The sequence below is a fragment of the Streptomyces sp. R33 genome, from assembly GCF_041200175.1.
Classification (GTDB): Bacteria; Actinomycetota; Actinomycetes; order Streptomycetales; family Streptomycetaceae; genus Streptomyces; species Streptomyces katrae_B.
This window is the reverse complement of the sequence record NZ_CP165727.1, coordinates 7,904,829-7,922,572: the sequence shown is the minus strand read 5'-3', so window position 1 is coordinate 7,922,572 and position 17,744 is coordinate 7,904,829. Positions and strand designations below refer to the sequence as shown.

General features: G+C 73.4%; 14 protein-coding genes. 5 read left to right on the top strand and 9 right to left on the bottom strand.

What is annotated here, in order from left to right; all coding sequences use genetic code 11:
* Positions 1 to 62: 62 nt before the first annotated feature.
* From AB5J51_RS36315 to cseB, 3 genes are all read right to left on the bottom strand, one after another.
* Complete coding sequence (locus tag AB5J51_RS36315; protein WP_053787379.1) at positions 63 to 848, bottom strand: ABC transporter ATP-binding protein; 786 nt, start codon at positions 846 to 848, stop codon at positions 63 to 65.
* 147 nt (positions 849 to 995) lie between these two features.
* Complete coding sequence (locus AB5J51_RS36310) at positions 996 to 2,273, bottom strand: HAMP domain-containing sensor histidine kinase (protein ID WP_208301693.1); 1,278 nt, start codon at positions 2,271 to 2,273, stop codon at positions 996 to 998.
* 5 nt (positions 2,274 to 2,278) lie between these two features.
* Positions 2,279 to 3,019 (bottom strand): two-component system response regulator CseB, encoded by a 741-nt coding sequence (cseB, locus tag AB5J51_RS36305; protein ID WP_053787381.1) that lies wholly within the window; start codon positions 3,017 to 3,019, stop codon positions 2,279 to 2,281.
* Positions 3,020 to 3,426: 407 nt separating this feature from the next.
* On the opposite strand from cseB, the gene AB5J51_RS36300 reads away from it, so the two are divergent.
* Positions 3,427 to 4,413, top strand: coding sequence for an aldo/keto reductase (locus AB5J51_RS36300; protein WP_053787382.1), 987 nt, complete (start codon positions 3,427 to 3,429; stop codon positions 4,411 to 4,413).
* A gap of 62 nt (positions 4,414 to 4,475) precedes the next feature.
* Here AB5J51_RS36300 and AB5J51_RS36295 read toward each other — a convergent pair whose 3' ends face one another.
* The 3 genes from AB5J51_RS36295 to AB5J51_RS36285 form a co-directional block, all read right to left on the bottom strand.
* Positions 4,476 to 5,501 carry an alpha/beta hydrolase gene (locus tag AB5J51_RS36295; protein ID WP_369779660.1) on the bottom strand — a complete coding sequence of 342 codons (1,026 nt, stop codon included), beginning with the start codon at positions 5,499 to 5,501 and terminating at the stop codon, positions 4,476 to 4,478.
* 182 nt (positions 5,502 to 5,683) lie between these two features.
* Positions 5,684 to 7,270, bottom strand: a complete 1,587-nt coding sequence (locus AB5J51_RS36290) for a serine/threonine-protein kinase (protein WP_369779659.1) — start codon at positions 7,268 to 7,270, stop codon at positions 5,684 to 5,686.
* A gap of 142 nt (positions 7,271 to 7,412) precedes the next feature.
* Positions 7,413 to 9,935, bottom strand: coding sequence for a discoidin domain-containing protein (locus AB5J51_RS36285; RefSeq protein WP_369779658.1), 2,523 nt, complete (start codon positions 9,933 to 9,935; stop codon positions 7,413 to 7,415).
* A gap of 308 nt (positions 9,936 to 10,243) precedes the next feature.
* On the opposite strand from AB5J51_RS36285, the gene AB5J51_RS36280 reads away from it, so the two are divergent.
* From AB5J51_RS36280 to AB5J51_RS36265, 4 genes are all read left to right on the top strand, one after another.
* Entirely contained in the window at positions 10,244 to 11,080 is an 837-nt protein-coding gene (locus AB5J51_RS36280) for a hypothetical protein (protein WP_133899137.1), read from the top strand.
* Positions 11,081 to 11,106: 26 nt separating this feature from the next.
* Positions 11,107 to 11,775: a class F sortase gene (locus tag AB5J51_RS36275; RefSeq protein ID WP_369779657.1), complete on the top strand. Its 669-nt coding sequence runs from the start codon at positions 11,107 to 11,109 to the stop codon at positions 11,773 to 11,775.
* A gap of 150 nt (positions 11,776 to 11,925) precedes the next feature.
* Positions 11,926 to 12,510, top strand: a complete 585-nt coding sequence (gene thpR, locus AB5J51_RS36270) for an RNA 2',3'-cyclic phosphodiesterase (protein WP_136223488.1) — start codon at positions 11,926 to 11,928, stop codon at positions 12,508 to 12,510.
* Positions 12,511 to 12,615: 105 nt separating this feature from the next.
* On the top strand, positions 12,616 to 13,398 hold the full coding sequence (locus tag AB5J51_RS36265; protein ID WP_369779656.1) for a crotonase/enoyl-CoA hydratase family protein: 783 nt from the start codon (positions 12,616 to 12,618) through the stop codon (positions 13,396 to 13,398).
* A gap of 56 nt (positions 13,399 to 13,454) precedes the next feature.
* Here the strand turns inward: AB5J51_RS36265 and AB5J51_RS36260 are convergent, their stop codons facing one another.
* Genes AB5J51_RS36260 through AB5J51_RS36250 form a run of 3 tightly spaced genes read right to left on the bottom strand, consistent with a single transcriptional unit; the run spans position 13,455 to position 17,723 of the window.
* Positions 13,455 to 13,880, bottom strand: coding sequence for a VOC family protein (locus AB5J51_RS36260; protein ID WP_369779655.1), 426 nt, complete (start codon positions 13,878 to 13,880; stop codon positions 13,455 to 13,457).
* A gap of 51 nt (positions 13,881 to 13,931) precedes the next feature.
* Positions 13,932 to 14,945, bottom strand: a complete 1,014-nt coding sequence (locus AB5J51_RS36255; RefSeq protein WP_369779654.1) for an RNA ligase family protein — start codon at positions 14,943 to 14,945, stop codon at positions 13,932 to 13,934.
* 9 nt (positions 14,946 to 14,954) lie between these two features.
* Positions 14,955 to 17,723, bottom strand: a complete 2,769-nt coding sequence (locus tag AB5J51_RS36250; protein WP_369779653.1) for a WD40 repeat domain-containing protein — start codon at positions 17,721 to 17,723, stop codon at positions 14,955 to 14,957.
* Positions 17,724 to 17,744 lie beyond the last annotated feature (21 nt).

Here is a 17,744-nt window from a genome sequence, read left to right as displayed (position 1 = left end):
CAGCTTTCGGGGACGTGGAGGTACGGGGAACGTGTGGACGCAGATGCCGGCGTGAGGCCGGGTCAGCTGGTGCGGGAGCGCGCGTCGAACGCCTTCATCCGGTCCAGGACCCGGTCCGGGGTGGGGTGGGCCATCTCGTCCTCCAGCCGGCCGTCGGAGAGGAAGACCACGCGGTCGGCGTAGCCGGCGGCGACGGGGTCGTGGGTGACCATGACCACGGTCTGGCCGAGCTCGCGCACCGAGTCGCGCAGGAAGCCGAGGACCTCGGCCCCGGCGCGGGAGTCGAGGTTGCCGGTGGGCTCGTCGCCGAAGATGATCGCGGGGCGGGAGACCAGGGCCCGTGCCACGGCGACGCGCTGCTGCTGCCCGCCCGAGAGCTGTCCGGGCCGGTGGGCCAGGCGCTGGGAGAGGCCGACCATGGAGACGACGCGGTCCAGCCACTGCAGGTCGGGACGGCGTCCGGCGATGGTCAGCGGCAGCGTGATGTTCTCCAGCGCGGTCAGCGTCGGCAGCAGGTTGAACGCCTGGAAGATGAAGCCGACGCGGTCGCGGCGCAGCTCGGTGAGCTGCCGGTCGTTCAGCGTGCTCAGTTCGGTGGTGCCGATGCGGACGGAGCCGGAGCTGACCGAGTCGAGCCCGGCGGCGCAGTGCATCAGGGTGGACTTACCGCAGCCGGACGGGCCCATGATCGCGGTGAACTCGCCCTCCCGGAAGGCGATGCTGACCCGGTCCAGGGCGACGACACGGGTGTCGCCGCTGCCGTAGACCTTCGAAAGGTCGCTGGTGGCGGCCGCGGTCCCGGCGGTCGTCGGATACGGCGCGGGGGCGTCGAACGGTGCGGCGGTCACGGGGGACTCCTCTTCGGGTGCCGATGGGTGCACTTCGAAGGGTGTCCGGGGCGTGTATCGGAGCCGGGGCGGCCGTGTATCGGCGGCCGCGTCGCTTCGTATCGGTTCTGTAGGTGGTGGGCGGGCCCGTCAGGACGGGGGCGCCCCTCAGGACGGGGGCAGGCGCAGGGTGGCGACGGCGCCGCCGTCCGGGGCGTTGGCCAGGCGCAGCTCGGCGCCGAGGACCCGGGCCTGGCCCAGGGCGATGGTCAGGCCCAGTCCGTGGCCGGAGCCGCGCTCCGCCGCACCCGTGTGGAAGCGGCGCGGACCGTCGCGCAGCAGGTCCGCGGGGAAGCCCGGGCCGTGGTCGCGTACGACGACCGTACGGCCCTCGACGGCGACCTCGACGGCGACTCCGGCCGGGGTCGCGCCGTGCCGGTGGGCGTTGACGACGAGGTTGCCGACGATCCGTTCGAGGCGGCGCGGGTCGGTCTCCACGGGCTCGGCGGACCCTGCGCCCTGCGCATCGGCGACGATGACCTCCGCGTCGAGTCCGGTCCGGGCCACGGCTTCGCGGACGACCGCGCCGAGCGGCACCTCGGCGCGGACCGGCTGCTCCGCGCCCGCGTCCAGCCGGGAGATCTCCAGCAGGTCCTCGACCAGCCCGCGCAGGTCCCGTACCCGGCTCCGGAGCAGGTCCTCGGTCTCACCGGGCGGCAGCAGGTCGGTGGCGACCAGCAGGCCGCCGACCGGGGTGCGCAGCTCGTGGGCCACGTCCGCGGTGAACTGGCGCTCGGCACGCAGCCGTCGGCCGAGGCTGTCGGCCATGTGGTCGACCGTGGCGGCGATGTCGGCGACCTCGTCGCCGCCCTTGATCGGCCCGGTACGGGCGTCGAGGTCCCCGGCGGAGATCCGGACCGCCGTCTCCGAGACGCGCCGCAGCCGGCGGCCGAGCAACCCGGCCCCGTAGACCGCCAGCGGTACGGCCGCCGCGAGCGAAACCACGGAGGCGACCGCCATGCTCACGTCGAGCCGGCGCAGCCCGTAGAGGTCCGAGTTCATGTTGGACCGGACGGCCAGCACCGGGCTGCCGGGGCCCCCGACCCGCTGGGCGCCCCAGACGCTCGGCCCCAGATTGCCGTTGACGTATCCGTCGTAGGCCGTGTGCCGGTTGCCGTCGGCCGGGTGGCGCAGTGCGTCGGGCAGGCCCGCGGGGTCGAGTTCGGCGCCCTCCGCCAGCGTTCCGGTACGCCGGTAGGTGTCCATGGCCGAGTAGACGGCGTTGAACGCATCCCGTTCGGCCCGGCTGCGGATGTCGCTCGCGGTCCACAGATGGACCAGCACGCCCACCGCCACCGCGACCAGGCAGGCGGTGGCCGCGGCCAGCGCGGCGATCTTCCGGCGCAGGGACGCGCGGGCCGGCCACAACCGGTGGAACGGGGGCACCGTCCTCAGCGCCTGAACTTGTAACCGAAGCCGCGGACCGTCTCGATCCGGTCGCGGCCCAGTTTCCTGCGCAGCCGCTGCACGCACAGGTCCACGACTCGGCTGTCGCCGTCCCAGCCGTACTCCCAGACGTTGCGCAGCAGGGTGTGCCGCTCGAGCACGACGCCCGGGTGGGCGGCGAACTCCAGCAGCAGCTTCAGCTCGGTCGGGGTGAGCGCCACCGGGCTTCCGGAGACGAACACCTCGAGGCCGCCGGTGTCGATGGCCAGGTCCCCGAAGACGAGCCGGTCTCCGTCGGACGACGGCTCCGCCCCGCTCTCGGGCTGCCCGGTTCCGGCAGCGGGCGCGTAGGTGGCGCGGCGCAGCAGCGAGCGGATGCGTGCCACGAGTACGTAGGTGTCCACGGGCTTGACGACGTAGTCGTCCGCTCCGGCCTCCAGACCCGCGACGACGTCGAGTCCGTCGCCGCGCGCGGACATCATCAAGATCGGCACCAGGCTGGTTTCCCGGACCCTGCGGCACAGACCGATCCCGTCCAGAGCGGGCAGCATCACGTCCAGGATCAGCAGGTCGAAGCCGTCGTCGCGGAAGAGCTCCAGCCCCGCGAGCCCGTCGGCCGCCGCCTTCACCGCGTAGCCGTAGCGCTCGAGGGCGACGGCGAAGGAGCGGCGCATCAGCTCGTCGTCCTCCACCAGCAGCACCCGGACGGGGCGCGGGGAGGCCGGAGCCGGGGTGGGCGAGGACACGGGGACGACTCCTGTTCGGGCAGGCCGGATGAGGCATCGGTCCCGTGTGCGCTCACGCACGGCCGGCGACCTGAAAGGAACGATACGGCAGGCAACGGACGCGGCGACCGCGTCGCACGCCGGACACGCACCGCCCTCCCGGACGCCGCCTCTACCCGAGAACACGCAGGTCAGAAGGGGTGGTCGGGCTCGGGCGGCAGCCGACTCCCGGGCCGTCCGGCGCTCTGGGGGCCTTCATCGCCCCGGCCCTGTCCACCGTTTCGATGGGCAACCAAGCACTGCCTGATACGCCCTGGATACAAATCCCGGACGCGGGCAGCGGGGCGCCAGGGGGTGCCGGTTGACATGGAGCGCACTCCAACACCTAGCGTCCTCGGCAGATGATCCCTAGATCAGGAGGCAGCACCATGACCGATGTCCCCACCCGGCACCTGGGCAACCTGGCGGTCTCCGCGCAAGGCCTGGGGTGCATGGGCATGAGCCACGGCTACGGCGCCTCGGACGACACGCAGTCGATCGCGACGCTGCACCATGCCCTCGACCTCGGGGTGACCTTCCTGGACACCGCCGACTTCTACGGCGCCGGGCACAACGAGGAGCTGATCGGACGGGCCGTGGCCGGGCGCCGCGACGAGGTGGTGCTGGCCACGAAGTTCGGCTTCGCCAGCCGGCTGGGCGAGCCGGTCCGGGTCCGCGGCGACGCCGCCTACGTACGGCAGGCGTGCGAGGCGTCGCTGCGCCGGCTCGGGGTCGACCACATCGACCTCTACTACCAGCACCGGGTCGATCCGCAGGTGCCGATCGAGGAGACCGTCGGCGCCATGGCCGAGCTGGTGCAGGCCGGCAAGGTCCGTCACCTCGGGCTGTCGGAGGCCGGCGCGGCCACCGTCCGGCGGGCGCACGCGGTGCACCCGATCACCGCGCTGCAGAGCGAGTGGTCTCTGTGGACCCGCGACCTGGAGGCGGAGATCGCCCCGGTCTGCCGCGAGCTCGGCATCGGCCTGGTCCCGTTCTCGCCGTTGGGGCGCGGTTTTCTGACCGGCCGGTACAGCTCGGTGGAGGGGCTGGCCGAGAACGACGTACGGCGCACGCAGCCGCGGTTCGCCGACGGCAACCTCGAGCGGAACCTGGCGATCGTCGCGAAGCTGAACGAGCTGGCCGCGGCGAAGGGTGTCACCGCCGGCCAGCTCGCCCTGGCCTGGGTGCAGCACCGGGGCGACGACGTGGTGCCGATCCCCGGCACGCGGCGCCGGCGGTACCTGGAGGAGAACCTCGCGGCCCTGGCCGTCGAGCTGTCCCCCGAGGACCTCGCCGCCATCGAAGCCGCGGCCCCGCCCTCGGAGATCGCGGGCACCCGCTACGACGCGACCAGCCTCACCTTCGTCAACAACTGAACCCGCAGCGGGTTGAGCGCCTGACGGGTCACCGTACGGGCCAGGGCGGGTCCGGCGTGGGGTCAGGCGAGCTGGCGGCCGAAGAAGTCCAGCATCCGGTCCGCCGCGACGGTCCAGTAGGGCCAGCCGTGGCCGCCCGGTGCCAGGACCACCTCGGCGGGCACGCCGCGGGCCGCGAACACGGTGCGCAGGTCTTCGGTCCCCGGCAGGTAGTTGGCGTCCTCGGTCCCGCAGCCGAGGTGGTAGCGGGCGCGCCGGAGCCGGTCGGGCGCAGTGCGCCGGATGATGTCGGCCAGGTCGTACTCCCGGGCCCGGACGGTCAGCCGGGCGGATCCTGCCAGGTCCCGGCCGAAGGCATGGCCGTAGAAGCGGTTCCACTCCCCCATCGGCATCTCGCGGTAGCCCTCGGCGGTGAAGTGCGCCGTGCTCAGCCCGGCGGCGGCGCCGAACAGGCCCGGGTACCGCAGGGCGTACATCAGCGCGCCGTAACCGCCCATGGAGAGCCCGGCTACGGCCCTCTTCTCCGCCCGGCCGCCCAGCCCGTGGGTCTGTTCCACCGCCGGGACGAACTCCTTGACGAACATGTCCTCGTAGCGCAGGGCGCCGCCGCCGGATCCGGCGTCGTTGATGTAGAACGTCTCGTCCTGGCCTCCCCCCGGCGTGCCGGGGTCGCGCCGGGCGTCGGGCATGACGAGGGCGCACGCCGGGATCCGGCCCGCCGCGACGGCCCGTTCCAGGGTCGGCACGATGCCGCCCTTGACGACCCAGTCGGTGTGCTTCCCGCTCGCTCCGTGCAGCAGGAAGAGGGCCGGGATCCCGTCGCCGGACCGGCCGCCCGGGGACGCGGGGCTCACGTCGGCGGGCAGGTAGAGGCTGTACGGGACCTCCCGGCCGAGCAGCCGGCTGCGCAGGGTCAGGTCGGTGCGCAGCGAGGCGCTCGCGGAGGCGGACGGAACGGGCGGGGTGGCGGACGGCTCCCGTGCGGGCACCCCGGGGCCGCCCCGCAGCAGGAAGGCCGCTGATACGGCAGCGAACGTTCCGCCGGCCCCGGCCGCGAGCAGGGAACGGCGCGCAGGAAGTTTCACCATGGTTCCCTCACGTGGCCGGGTCGTTCACGGGACCAGGCACATGACACGGACCCCACACATGACACGCCGGGCATCCGCATCGGGGCAAGCGGCCACGCCGGGGGAGCCACCCGGGTCACCACCGCGCGGGCTACCGGCTCCGGCTGAGCGGGGACCCGTACGACGCCCTCGGGCCCTCCGGGTCAGTGGTTGCGGGTCAGGGCAGCGGGGGCTCCGGCCGACTGCGCGCCTTCCGACTGGAGCGTCAGCCGGTCCGGCTGGTCCAGGGTCAGCACGTAGAGGTTGCCCCGGGGGCATTCGAAGGAGGCGGCGCGGTCGGTCGGATGGCTGGTCGCTGCCGCCAGGACCGCGGTGTTCCCCTTGATCTGCCGCAGCTCGAGGGCCTCCGTGCACCCCAGGTTGCGGCCGCTGGAGACCTCCTTGACCTCGCTGACCTGCCGGCCCACGATCTCGCCCGCGGCTCCCGCCTGCAGGGTGACCGTGACGGCGAACTCACCCGTCCGCGCCCGGGTGAGGCCGTCCGCGTCCGGCGTGCCGGGCCCGACCCCGGACCACGTGCCGACCCACGAAGCCGGCAACGCCGCCGCGGAGGAGCCCGGTACGGACGGGGTGAGCGAGGCGGTGGGGGACGCGGCCTCGCCACTGTCGTCCGTGCCCCCGGGAAGCCGGATGGCGAGCGTGACGACCGCCGCGAGCGCGGCGGCGCCGACGGCAGCGCCGATCACCAGGGGCTGCCGGGACGGGGGCGGAGCCCCGGGAGCCGTGGCCGGCGGCACGGGCGCGGCGGGAGGGAGCAGGGCCGGGGACTGCGGCGTCGCAACCGGCGAAGTCCCGAGACCCGCAGGGGCGTACGCAGGCGGCTGCGGCACGGTCAGGAGTCGCGTGAGCTCGGCCTCCCTGCGGCCGACGTCGGCGACGAGGGCCGCCGGCGCCGCGGTGCTCCAGTCCTCCTCCTCTGCGGCGCCGAGCCGCGCCCGTACGTCCTCGGCGGTCGGGCGCCGGCCGGGGTCCTTGGCCAGGCACTCCCGCACCAGTGGGAGGAGCGCTTCGGGCACGCCGTCGAGCAGGGGCTCGTCGTGGACGATCCGGTACAGGAGGCCCGGGAGTTGCAGCTCCTCGCCGCGCGCCAGGAAGGGACTGCGGCCGGTCGCCGCGTACACGAGGACCGCGGCGAGGGAGAACACGTCGGCCGGCGCACCGGCCACGGCGCCCGTCGCCTGCTCCGGTGCGAGGAAGCCAGGCGTACCGATGACCGCGCCCGTCCGGGTGTGGCGCGGGTCGCGTACGGCGCGGGCGATGCCGAAGTCGATGAGGAAGGGCCGCTCCGGGCCGAGCAGTACGTTCGCCGGTTTGATGTCGCGGTGGACGACCCCTGCCGCTCGTACGGCGACGAGCGCGCAGGACAGCTCCCGGGCCAGGCACCACACGGCCGCCGCCGACAGCGGCCCGTGCCGGTGCACCCAGTCGCCCAGCGACGGCGCGGCGACGTACTCCGTCGCCAGCCACTGCGGCAGTACGCCCGGCGGGCTGAAGTCCACCACCGAGACCGTCCACGCACTGCGCACGCGGTCGTTGGTGCGTATCTCCCGGGCGAACCGTTCGGCGAAGTCCGGCTCCAGACTCAGCTCCCGGTGGACGGTCTTCAGGGCCAGCGGCCGGCCGGACGGCGTCCGGGCCAGGAACACCTCGCCCATTCCTCCCTCACCGAGCCGCGCCAGCAGGCGGTACCCGCCGATCTCCGGCAGGTCATCGGGCCGCAAAGACTCCACCGGTTCCCCCGTCCCCGTGACCGTTCGCCGACCCGCGGTGAACGGACCGTCCGGTGCGCCAATTTATCGGACGATCTCATGGAGCGGAGGGCCGGCGCAGGCGGTGTCCGGCGCGACCGCGGCCGGACACCGCCCCTGCGGTTCAGGAGATGGTGACGAACTTCGCGATGCTCGGTACCCCCTGGGCGTCGAGGGCGAACAGCATGTAGTTCCCCGGCAGGACCACACCGGTGTCAGCAGGGACGGACACCGTGTACGCGCCGGTTCCCGTGGCCGTGGACGCGAGGGGGACCCGCCGCTGGTCGTTGTCGGTGGAGTGGGTGGCGGCCGCGGCCCGCATCAGGACGAAGGACGCCACCGGGGCCTGGGTGCTCACCGTGAGCGAGGTGCCGGGTGCCGCCCTGGAGGGCACGCCTGCGGTGATGACGGGACGCGGCTTCGGCGATCCGTCCGCGTTGAGCAGGTACGGCGGTGTGAAGACGGCTCCGTCGGCGTGGTTTGTCGCGCAGTCACCGCACAGGCCCCCGCCGCCGGAGAAGATCCGCCCGTCCGGCAGCAGGTTGGCCACGCTGTGGTAGTTGCGCGGGACGGCCATGGTGGCGAGCGGGGTGAAGCCGCCGGTCGACGGGTCCCACAGCTCGGGGGCCAGCACCGAGGTCGCGTCGCTGAAGGGCACCGGATAGGCCTGTCCCCCGAAGACGGCCACCTTGCCGTCGGGCAGCACGACGCTGTTGCTGAAGGCGCGGGCGTACTCCATGTCACCCGTACGGGCCGCCCGTACCTCCTGGTTGCCCGAGATGCTCACCGTGTAGGCGCGCCGCGTGGCCGGGATCTTCTCGTAGGCGGGCGAGCCGCCCAGGGTGAGCAGTTTGCCGATGTCGTAGGAGACGGCGTTGCCGGTCATGGCGTCCTGACTGTCGGCCCGGGTGCCGGCGGGCGTGATGCTGCCCTGGCCGCTCGTCGAGATCCAGTTCATCTGCCGGCTCGGGCCCAGTTGCAGTACCTTGCCGCCCGAAGTGGCGTGCAGCCACATGTGGTTGTCGGCCCGGTACGGGCCTGCCGGGTCGGCGGTCAGCGCCGGGACGGCCGAGACCCCGGGGAGCCTGCGCCACGTACGGGTGTCCGGCGACCAGGCCTCACCGGCCTTGTCCCCTGCGCCTCCGCTCCAGGATCCGCCGAGGACGAAGGCCTCTCCGGTGGAGAGCAGCGTCATCGCCTGGTAGCCGCGGGCGATGTTCATGCTGGTGGTGGCGGACCAGGTGTCGGTGGCCGGATCGTAGATGCTGGCCTTCTCCGCGTTGCTTCCGCCGGTGACCAGCACCCGGCCGTCGGCCAGCATGGCGATGCCGGGGCAGAACATGTCGTGGCCGGTGTTGTCGATGCGGCGCTGCGTGACCTTGCCGGTCTTCAGGTCCAGGATCGCGGTCTGGGTGTAGCCGTTGCTGCCGCCGAAGCGGTCGACGGCGTACGCGGACCAGGCGAGCAGCTTGTCGCCGGGCAGGGCGGCGGTGGCCACGGGTACCAGCGGGAAGCCTGTGATCCGGTCCCACACGCCGTGGGCGGCCGGGCTGGCCGGTCCGCTCAGGCGTATTTCACCGGCCGAGGTCCAGGGGCCGCGGCCGCCGGCCTCGGTGGTCACGGTCAGGCGTATGAAGCGGGCGGTCTCGGTGCGGGTGAAGGTGGCGGTCTTGACCGTGTCGTCGTCGCGCCAGGTGCCCGCGGCGACCGGTGCGGCGAAGGCCGTGCCGTCGGTGCTGGTGGTGACGGTGTACGCGCCTGCCCGGCCGTTGGGTCCGTCCACGCGGGGGTGGTAGACGAGGGCGGAGACGGCCGTCGTGCGGTGCATGTCGATGGTGATGCTGTGCGGCAAGGGGGCGGGAGTTCCTGCCCACTTGCTGTGCCAGATGGTGCTGTCGTTGCCGTCGAGCACATTCGCCGCGCGGCCGTTCTCACCGCCGGTCTCCTCGTCGCTCGCCGTGGCCGTCCAGCCGGTCCGGGACAGGTCGACGGTGGCTGCGGGGGTGCCGGGGTCGCCCAGCAGGTTGATCTCGGCGGCGGAGGTCCAGGGGCCTCGGCCGCCGGCCTCGGTCAGCGCCGTCAGCCGTACGAACCGGGCCCCTTGCGGGGCGAACCCGAGCGTCTTGGCGCCGGCGTCGTCGGCCAGCGTGCCCGAGGCGACCGGGCTCGCCCAGGCCTGTCCGTCCGTACTGACACTGATGCTGTACTCGCCGACGCGCCCGTTGGCTCCGTCGGCGCGGGGGCGGTAGAGGAGGGCGGAGACGACGGCCGTGCGGTGCATGTCGATGGTGATGCTGTGCGGCAAGGGGGCGGGCGTACCGGCCCACTTGCTGTGCCAGATGGTGCTGTCGTTGCCGTCGAGCACATTGGCTGCGCGGCCGTTCTCACCGGTGGTCTCCTCGTCGCTCGCCGTGGCCGTCCAGCCGGTCCGGTCGAGGAGGGGAGCCGTGGGTTCCATGGCGTTCGCCGGCGCGATGCCGTGGTGCGGTGACTGCTTCGCCGTCTGCTGGTCGAACGGAACGGGTACGGGCCGGGGCGCCGGGGCACGGCCGGCCGCTGCCGGCCCCTCGACCCCGAGCCACGGCATCAGACCGACCAGCAGCGAGCCGAGGCCGAGGGCGATGAGCAGGTGGGAACGGCGTAACACGCGGAAAGAGGCGAGGAAGCGTCGCCTGTACTGCAATCTGACCTCCTGGGGCGAACCGGTGGACCCCTGGAACATAGGTCCACACAGCCGCAACCTGCCTGAAATGGAAGAGAGTTGGCGCGAAACCGCACTGCCGGATGCTGCCGCGCTCAGGGTGCCGGCCACGGCCGCCGAGAAATTTCTCCAAGAAGCACCAATCCACGGACGCCGGCGCTCCGAAGTAGCGGCGAGACCCTCTCCGGGAGCTCACGTCAAACCCGTACGATCTGCGATTCCCCACCCGGGGAAAGCGCGGAACAGGAGCGAATGTGATAGCCAAGCGCACTGGTCGCCTCGTGGTGGTCGCCGCCGTGCCCGCCGCCGTGTTCCTGACCGTAGGGCTTTCCGGCCCGGCTCTCGCGGAGGGCGGGAAGGCGTACCAGATCGATCTGGCGCAGCTCAACAGCTCCGGTTCCCGGGGTACGGCCATGCTCAGCCTCAAGGGCAATCAGCTGACCGTGCAGATCGAGTCCGAGGGCATGGTGCCCGGGTCGCCGTCGGCCCAGCATCTGCACGGCTCGACCAACGGGCACGACTTCCAGTGCCCCGACGCCAGTGACGACACCAATGGCGACGGGATCCTCAGCAACACCGAGGCCACCGTCGACTACGGCGACATCAACATCTCGCTCACCACGTCCGGGGACACCCAGGCGACCAGCGGCCTCGCCGTGGAACGCATGCCCGTCGCGAACAAGCAGGGCAAGGTCTCGTACAAGCGGACGATCACCGTTTCGCAGGCCGTGGTCGACCACATCAAGGACCTGCACATCGTGCAGCACGGCATCGACCGCAACAAGAACGGCAAGTACGACTTCGAGGGCGCCGGCAAGAGCGAGCTCGACCCGAAGCTGCCCCAGGAGGCCACGGCTCCGACCAACTGCGGCATGGTCATGGGCGCGTCCGTGGGTTCCCTCCCGGTCGGCGGCATCGAGACCGGCGGTGGTGCTCCGCAGAGCGCGGCGACGCCGGATACGGCGATCACCGGGTCCGCACTCGCCCTGTCCGCGGCGGTCGCCGGCGCTGCGTCCGGCGCGTTGTTCGTCGCGCGGAGGCGGGCCGCCTCGGTCCGCGTCCGTACGGAGGGCATGGGGGCCGCCGCGTGAAGGCCGGGCGGACCTCCGCACCGGCCGTGCGCCGTGCACCCGCCGCATCCACCGTGCGGCCCGCCCGCCGCCGGGCCGCAGCCCTGGCCGCCGCAGCCCTCGCCACGTTGTTTCTCGCGGCGTGCGGGGGCCAGGATTCGGCGGCCCCCGCCGCCCCTCGAGGTCAGGCCCCGCAGGGCGGGGCGCAGAGCGGTGCGGGTGCGGGTGCGGGTGCGGGTGCGGGCCAGGTCAAGCCCGCCCTCGCCCGCTCGGAGCCGCAGAGCATCTCGATCCCGTCCCTCGGGCTCTCCAGCTCCTTGGAGACGCTGCGGCAGAACGCGGACGGAACGATGCAGACCCCCAAGGACCCCGGTCGCGCGGGCTGGTACGAGCCGGGGCCGACGCCCGGCTCCCAGGGGCCCGCCGTGATCGCCGGCCATGTCACGTGGAACGGCGCGGCGGCGGTGTTCGAGAAGCTCAAGACGATGAAGGCCGGCGACACGATCAAGGTGACCCGGCGGGACAACAAGACGGCCACGTTCACGGTGGACCGGGTCGCCGAGTACCCGAAGGCCGAGTTCCCGACGCTCGAGGTCTACAAGAACCTCGACCACGCAGGCCTTCGCCTGGTCACGTGCGGCGGCGAGTTCGACCCGAAGAAGCACTACTACAACAGCAACGTGGTCGTGTTCGCCAGCATGACGGGCACCACGTAGCCACTCGCGGCCTATCGGACCGACGTGCCGGCGAGACACCCCGTACGGACAGCGGGAGACCTCGGACTTCCCCCCGAGGTCTCCCGCTGTCACGGATCTCCCGGTTTCCGAAGATGACGGGATCAACCGGGGTGCGGTACGAAGTCCCTCGTGAACGAAGAGATCCAGCCCGCGACCGTCCGTGTGTTCATCGCCCTCGCCCCGCCCGACGAGGCCAAGGAGGAACTGGCCCGGGAGCTGCGGCCCGCCTACCACGCGTACCCGGGCTTGCGCTGGAACCGCATCGAGGACTGGCACATCACCCTGGCCTTCCTCGGTGAACTCCCGGTCACCGCGGTCCCGCTGCTGCAGCCGCCGCTCGCCGCCCTCGCCGCAGCGCACCGGCCCCTGGAGCTGGCGCTGCGCGGCAGCGGACACTTCGACCACCGGGTGCTCTGGAGCGGTATCGACGGGGAGGTCGACGGACTGCACGGGCTCACCGCGCAGGTGCGCAGCGTCGTCAAGGACTGCGGTATCGCCTTCGAAGACCGGCCGCTGCGCCCCCACCTGACGCTGGCCCGCTCCCGCCGCAGCGACACCTCCAGCACGGTGGAAGTCGCCGCCGCACTCACCGGGTTCACCGGCCGCCCGTGGCAGGCCGAACGCCTCCACCTGGTCGGCAGCAACATAGGCCGCGGCCCCGGCCCGATCCACTACCGCGACATCCAGGCCTGGGAATTCACCGGCCGGCGCTGAAGCCCTTCAGCGGCATGCCCTCGGCCGAGACCCTTCAGCACACATCACAGCGCTCGCGGAGCCGCCCTCCCGCACAATGGAGGCCTGCGAGCGGGAGGGTGCGGCATGGTGGACGAGCAGGCCTCGGTACGGGTGGAACGGGACGGCCCGGTGTTCACGGTGATCCTGAGCAGGCCGGAGGTCCGCAACGCCGTGGACGGCCCGACGGCGGCGCAGCTCGCCGATGCCTTCCGCCGGTTCGAGGCCGACGAGGACGCGGCCGTCGCCGTGCTGTGGGGCGAGGGCGGGACCTTCTGCGCGGGCGCGGACCTCAAGGCCATCGGCACCGAGCGCGGCAACCAGGTGCTCGCGTCGGGGGACGGGCCCATGGGCCCGACCCGGATGCGGCTCGGCAAGCCGGTGATCGCGGCCGTCGCGGGGCACGCGGTGGCCGGGGGCCTGGAGCTGGCCCTCTGGTGCGATCTGCGGGTGGTGGAGGAGGACGCGGTTTTCGGGGTGTTCTGCCGCCGCTGGGGCGTGCCGCTGATCGACGGCGGTACGGTACGGCTGCCCCGCCTGATCGGCGAGAGCCGCGCCATGGACCTGATCCTGACGGGTCGTCCGGTCGCCGCCGCCGAGGCGCACGACATCGGCCTCGCCAACCGTGTGGTCCCCACGGGGCACTCCCGGCAGGCCGCGGAGGCGCTGGCCCGCGAGATCGCCGCGTTCCCCCAGCTGTGCCTGCGCCACGATCGGCTGTCCGTCCTGGAACAGCACGGGCTGGACGAAGCCGAGGCACTGGCGGGCGAGTACCGGCACGGTCTGGTGCCGCTGACCGCGGGCGAGACCCGGGCGGGAGCGGGCCGGTTCGCCTCGGGCGAGGGGCGGCACGGCGCGTTCGGGGAGTGAGCGGCCCGCTGCCGGACCCGGCAGCGGGCCGCACCCGGCGGGGCGGGCGGGCGGGCTCAGACGACTGGCTCGCCCATGCCCAGCAGGTTTCCCTCGCTGTCACGGAACCAGGCGCCACGTTCTCCCCGCGCGCCCTTGCTCGGGTAGTTCCCCTCGATCTCGGCGATCCCGTCCTTCGTCCGGAACCCCGGTACGTCGACCTCTTCGAAGACCACTCCGCGCTGCTTGAGTGCCGACACCGCGGCCTCGATGTCGTCCACCTCCAACGCCATCTGGGTGAAGGTGCCGGGCGAGGCGCCCGTCGACTTGAACAGGACGAACTCCGTGCCTGCGCACCGGTACAGCAGCCCGCCGGGCCGTTCGTCCACGGGCTCCAGACCGAGCGTCTCGGCGTAGAAACGCCGCGCCCGGTCCAGGTCCTGGGCCGGAAGCCTGGTCGACACGCGTGCCAGGGCGAGAGGGTTCCTGTCGTCAGCGCTCATGGCTCCACTGTGCCGTGAGTCGTGGCCGAACGGACCGGCCACAGGCGCGTGTCACCGTGCGAATCCCGTACGCCGGTCGGCCGCGTCGAAGCGGACCAGGGACAGCGCTCCGGCGTGCAGGGCGCCCTCCAGAGCGTGTCGCGTGACCCCGTCCAGCCCGCCCAGCGCCTCCTCGGTCTCGTCCGCGGCGTCGCGGGCGATCTCGGCGGCCACCTCCCCCTCCGGGGTACGGGGCCCCAGCTTGCTCACCGCCGACGCGGCCCGGGCCGGTGTGAGGAGTCCGGTCGCGTGGGCCAGCAGCCAGCCGGGGACGCCGGCCGCGCCCTCGGCGGGCGCCCGGAAGGGGCGGGACCCGGCGAAGCGCTCGTCCTCGGCGAAGGCGGGCTGCTTGAGCTTGGCCATCGGCGGGGTGGCCGTCCATGACTCCCCCGCGGGTTTGACGACGATGCCCTCGGCGCGGTTGTCCGGCAGGGCGGGCAGACCCAGCAGCGCGGGCAGCCGGGTAGGGAACACCACCGGCAGCTGCCCGACCCGGGCGAGGGTGCCCCGTGCCAGCAGGGGCGCGCCGTGCAGACCGGCCGCGTCCGCCGCGGCCCGCAGCGCCTGGTCGGAGACCCAGCACAGGCCGTCGCCGGTGGCGACGGTCGCGTCGAACGGCAGCCACAGCAGTTCCGGTGCGTACCAGACGCCGGTCTGCACGGGCTCGGCTCCCGGCACCGGGGGGATGTCGGGGTGCGGATAGCGGCCGCCCGCGAGTTCGCCGTAGACGGTCACGACGGCCGAGGCCGCGGCCCCGTACCGCTCCCGCAGCAGCGCGGCGCACCGGCCCGCGGCGACCGCCAGGGCCGGCCAGATGCGGCCGACGCCGAAGAAGTCGTCGAGGCCGCCGTCCGCGAGGAGTTCGCGGCGTTTGGCCGGGCGCGGGCCGGTGCCGTCGCAGACGACGGCGAAGTTGGCACCGTGGATCTTCTCCTGGGCGACCCAGTCCCGCCCGCCCGTCTCGCCCAGCCTGCGGCCTGCGGGGATCTTCGGATACGGGGACCAGGGGCGGGATTCGGCGTGCACCGGCCGATGCTATGCCGTCTCTTTCGGATCGCGCCTCGCCAGGGGCGGGGGATTTTCCTCCCCGAGCGCCCGGGCGGGGTGTCCGGGGTGCGTCGTCCGCCGGCTGAGCACCGCGGTCTGCGGCCCGTACGCGAGCACCAGCGCTCCGCCCGGCGCGGCGGCGAGCGCTCCGACGGGGAGCGGGAGCACGTACTCGGCCCCCACCTCGCAGCCGGTGGCGAGATCCCAGAACTCCACCGTCCGCTCCTGGCCGACGGCCACCACGGTCCGCCCCGCGACACCGGTGACGGCCATGGCCCGGCCCGGGCCCGTGTGGCGTGCCGGGGCGCTGCCGGTCTGCCGCCCGGTGGCCAGGTCCCACAGGCGCACGGTGTCGTCCCGGCTTCTGGTGACCGCGACGGGCTGCCCGGCCACCATCGAGGTCGCCACCGAGGTCACCCAGTCGGTGTGGCCGGTCAGGGGTTCGCCGAGCTGCGCTCCGGTGGCGAGGTCCCACACCCGGACCGTCCGGTCCCAGCTCCCCGTGACCGCGACGGGCCGGCCCGCCAGTTCGGTGGTCGCCACGGCGAGGATCCGGCTGGAGTGGCCGACGAGGGGTTCGCCGACCTGGCGCCCGGTGGCGAGGTCCCAGATGCACACGGTGCGGTCGGCGCCTGCGGTGACGGCGACGGGCCGGCCGTTCAGCACGGCGGTGGCCAGGGCCAGCACCCTGCCCTGGTGACTGGGAAACGGCTCATGGACGTACTGGCCGCCCACCAGTTCCCGGACGTGCACCCTGGCGTCCGGCGCCGCGGTGACGACGACGACCCGGCCGTCCACCACCGCAGTGGCCAGGGCGGACACCTCGCCCTCGAAGCCGGTGAGGGCCTCGGCGGCCTGCCGCCCCGTGGCCAGGTCCCAGGCCCGCACGGTCTGGTCGGCTCCTGCCGTCACGGCGACGGGCCGTCCTTCGAGCACCGCGGTGGCGACCGCCAGGACCGAACCGGCGTTCCCTGGCAGGGGTTGGCCGCCCTGGGGCGTGCGGGTGAGGTCCCAGGTCTTCACCGTGTGGTCGGCGCCCGCCGTGACGGCCACGGGCCGGCCGTCCAGGACCGCGGTGGCCACGTCCCAGACCTGACCCGTGTGGCCGGTGAGCGGTGCGCCCTCCTGCTGCCGGGTCGTCATGTCCCATACCCGTACCGTCCGGTCGAGGCCGGCGGTGACGGCGAGCGTGCGCCCATCGGCGTTCGCGGCGGTGACGGCCCAGACGCGATCGGTGTGGCCGCTGAGCGGCAGGCCCACGGGCTGCCCGGTGGCCGCGTCCCGTACCCGCACCGGCCCGTCGTCCTCGGCGGTGAGGATGACCGGTCGCCCGTCCAGCACCGCGTTCGCCGCGGCACCGGCCGGGTCGGCTGCGCCGGTGCTGCTGCCCAGGTGCGACCGGGTGTCGCGGTGGCCGGTGATCAGCTCCCAGACGCGTGCCTCCCGGTCGGCCCCGACGGCGAGGGCGAGTTGCCGTCCGCTCGGCACGAGGGTCTCCACGACACGTACGCCGTCCGCTCCTCGATGAGCGGCGGCCAGGTCCCAGATGCGCAGGGTCCCGTCGGCACCGGCCACGAGCGCGACGGGCCGGCCGTCGATCACGGCGGTCTCCACCCCGTGCGCGGCCGCGCCGATCCTGCGACCGGTCGTCACTTCTTCGAGGAGCGTCTCCTCTCCGGTGTCGACCGTGAGGGCGACGACCTGCCCGTTCAGCACCGTCACCGCGGATATGTACGGGATGCCCTCGGCGCCCGGGCCCTCCAGGGCCGCAGGGGCGGTCCCGGGGTCGTCGACGGGGTGGCCGGTGGTCAGGTCCCACAGCCGCGGCGCCCGGTCCGCCCCCGCGGTGAGGGCTAGCGAGCGCCCGTCGAGCGATGCGGCGCTCACCACCTCCAGGGACTCCCCCACCTCGCGGCCGGTGGCCACGTCCCACACATGGATCGCACCGTCCGCTGCGCAGGTGAGCACCACGCGGCGCCCGTCCAGCTCCGCCGTGTCCGTCACGTGCGCGAATGCGCCGACCTGGCGGCCCGTGGCCAGGTCCCACAGGCAGGCGGTCCGGTCCACCCCGATCGTGAGGACGCCGCTGCGGCCATCCACCGTCGTGCTCTCCAGTACCCGGACGAACTCCCCGGCCTGACGGCCGGTCGCCAGGTCGAACAGGAGCACCGAGGTGTCGGTGTTCAGCGTGACGGCCACGGGCTGCCGGCCCGCCACTGCCGTGGTCACGGATATGACCTCTGCCGTCATCGACGACACCGGGTCGGTGCGGCCGGTCACCGGCTCGTGGAGTGGGCGGCCCGCGGCCAGGTCCCACACGCGCACGGTCTTGTCCCGGCTGCCGGTGACGGCGACGGGCCGGCCGTCGACCACCGCCGTCGCCACGGCCAGCACCGGGCCGCCGTGACCGGTCAGGGAGCGCAGGAGCCGATGGTCCGCCGGAGAGCCGCCGGCCCAGTCCACCGCCCACTGCGCAGGGGTTTCCCCGGGCACCTCGGCGGCAGCGAGCCACGCCGCCGCGTCGCGGTCACCCAACCGGGCCGCATCCAGGGCCAGTACCTGCCGGCGGCGGGCGGCGTCGACGTGCCGGTGCACGTCTGCCGAAGCCCGGTACACCTCTGCCAGGAACCGGGCGCGCGCACCACGTGCCCGGTCCAACAGCCCCAGGATCCGGTCGGGTTCGGCGGAGACGAGACGCCCCGGATCCGAGAACAACTCATCCACGTCACAGGGCAAGCCCTCGGAAGACTCGATCATGGCCGGAAGACTAGTCCCGGC

Excerpts from the sequence above, each read along its gene's own strand:
- AB5J51_RS36265 (WP_369779656.1), top strand. The coding sequence starts at position 12,616 with ATGGTGGACGAGCAGGCCTCGGTACGGGTGGAACGGGACGGCCCGGTG.
- AB5J51_RS36260 (WP_369779655.1), bottom strand. The coding sequence starts at position 13,880 with ATGAGCGCTGACGACAGGAACCCTCTCGCCCTGGCACGCGTGTCGACC.
- AB5J51_RS36295 (WP_369779660.1), bottom strand. The coding sequence starts at position 5,501 with ATGGTGAAACTTCCTGCGCGCCGTTCCCTGCTCGCGGCCGGGGCCGGC.
- AB5J51_RS36300 (WP_053787382.1), top strand. The coding sequence starts at position 3,427 with ATGACCGATGTCCCCACCCGGCACCTGGGCAACCTGGCGGTCTCCGCG.
- AB5J51_RS36250 (WP_369779653.1), bottom strand. The coding sequence starts at position 17,723 with ATGATCGAGTCTTCCGAGGGCTTGCCCTGTGACGTGGATGAGTTGTTC.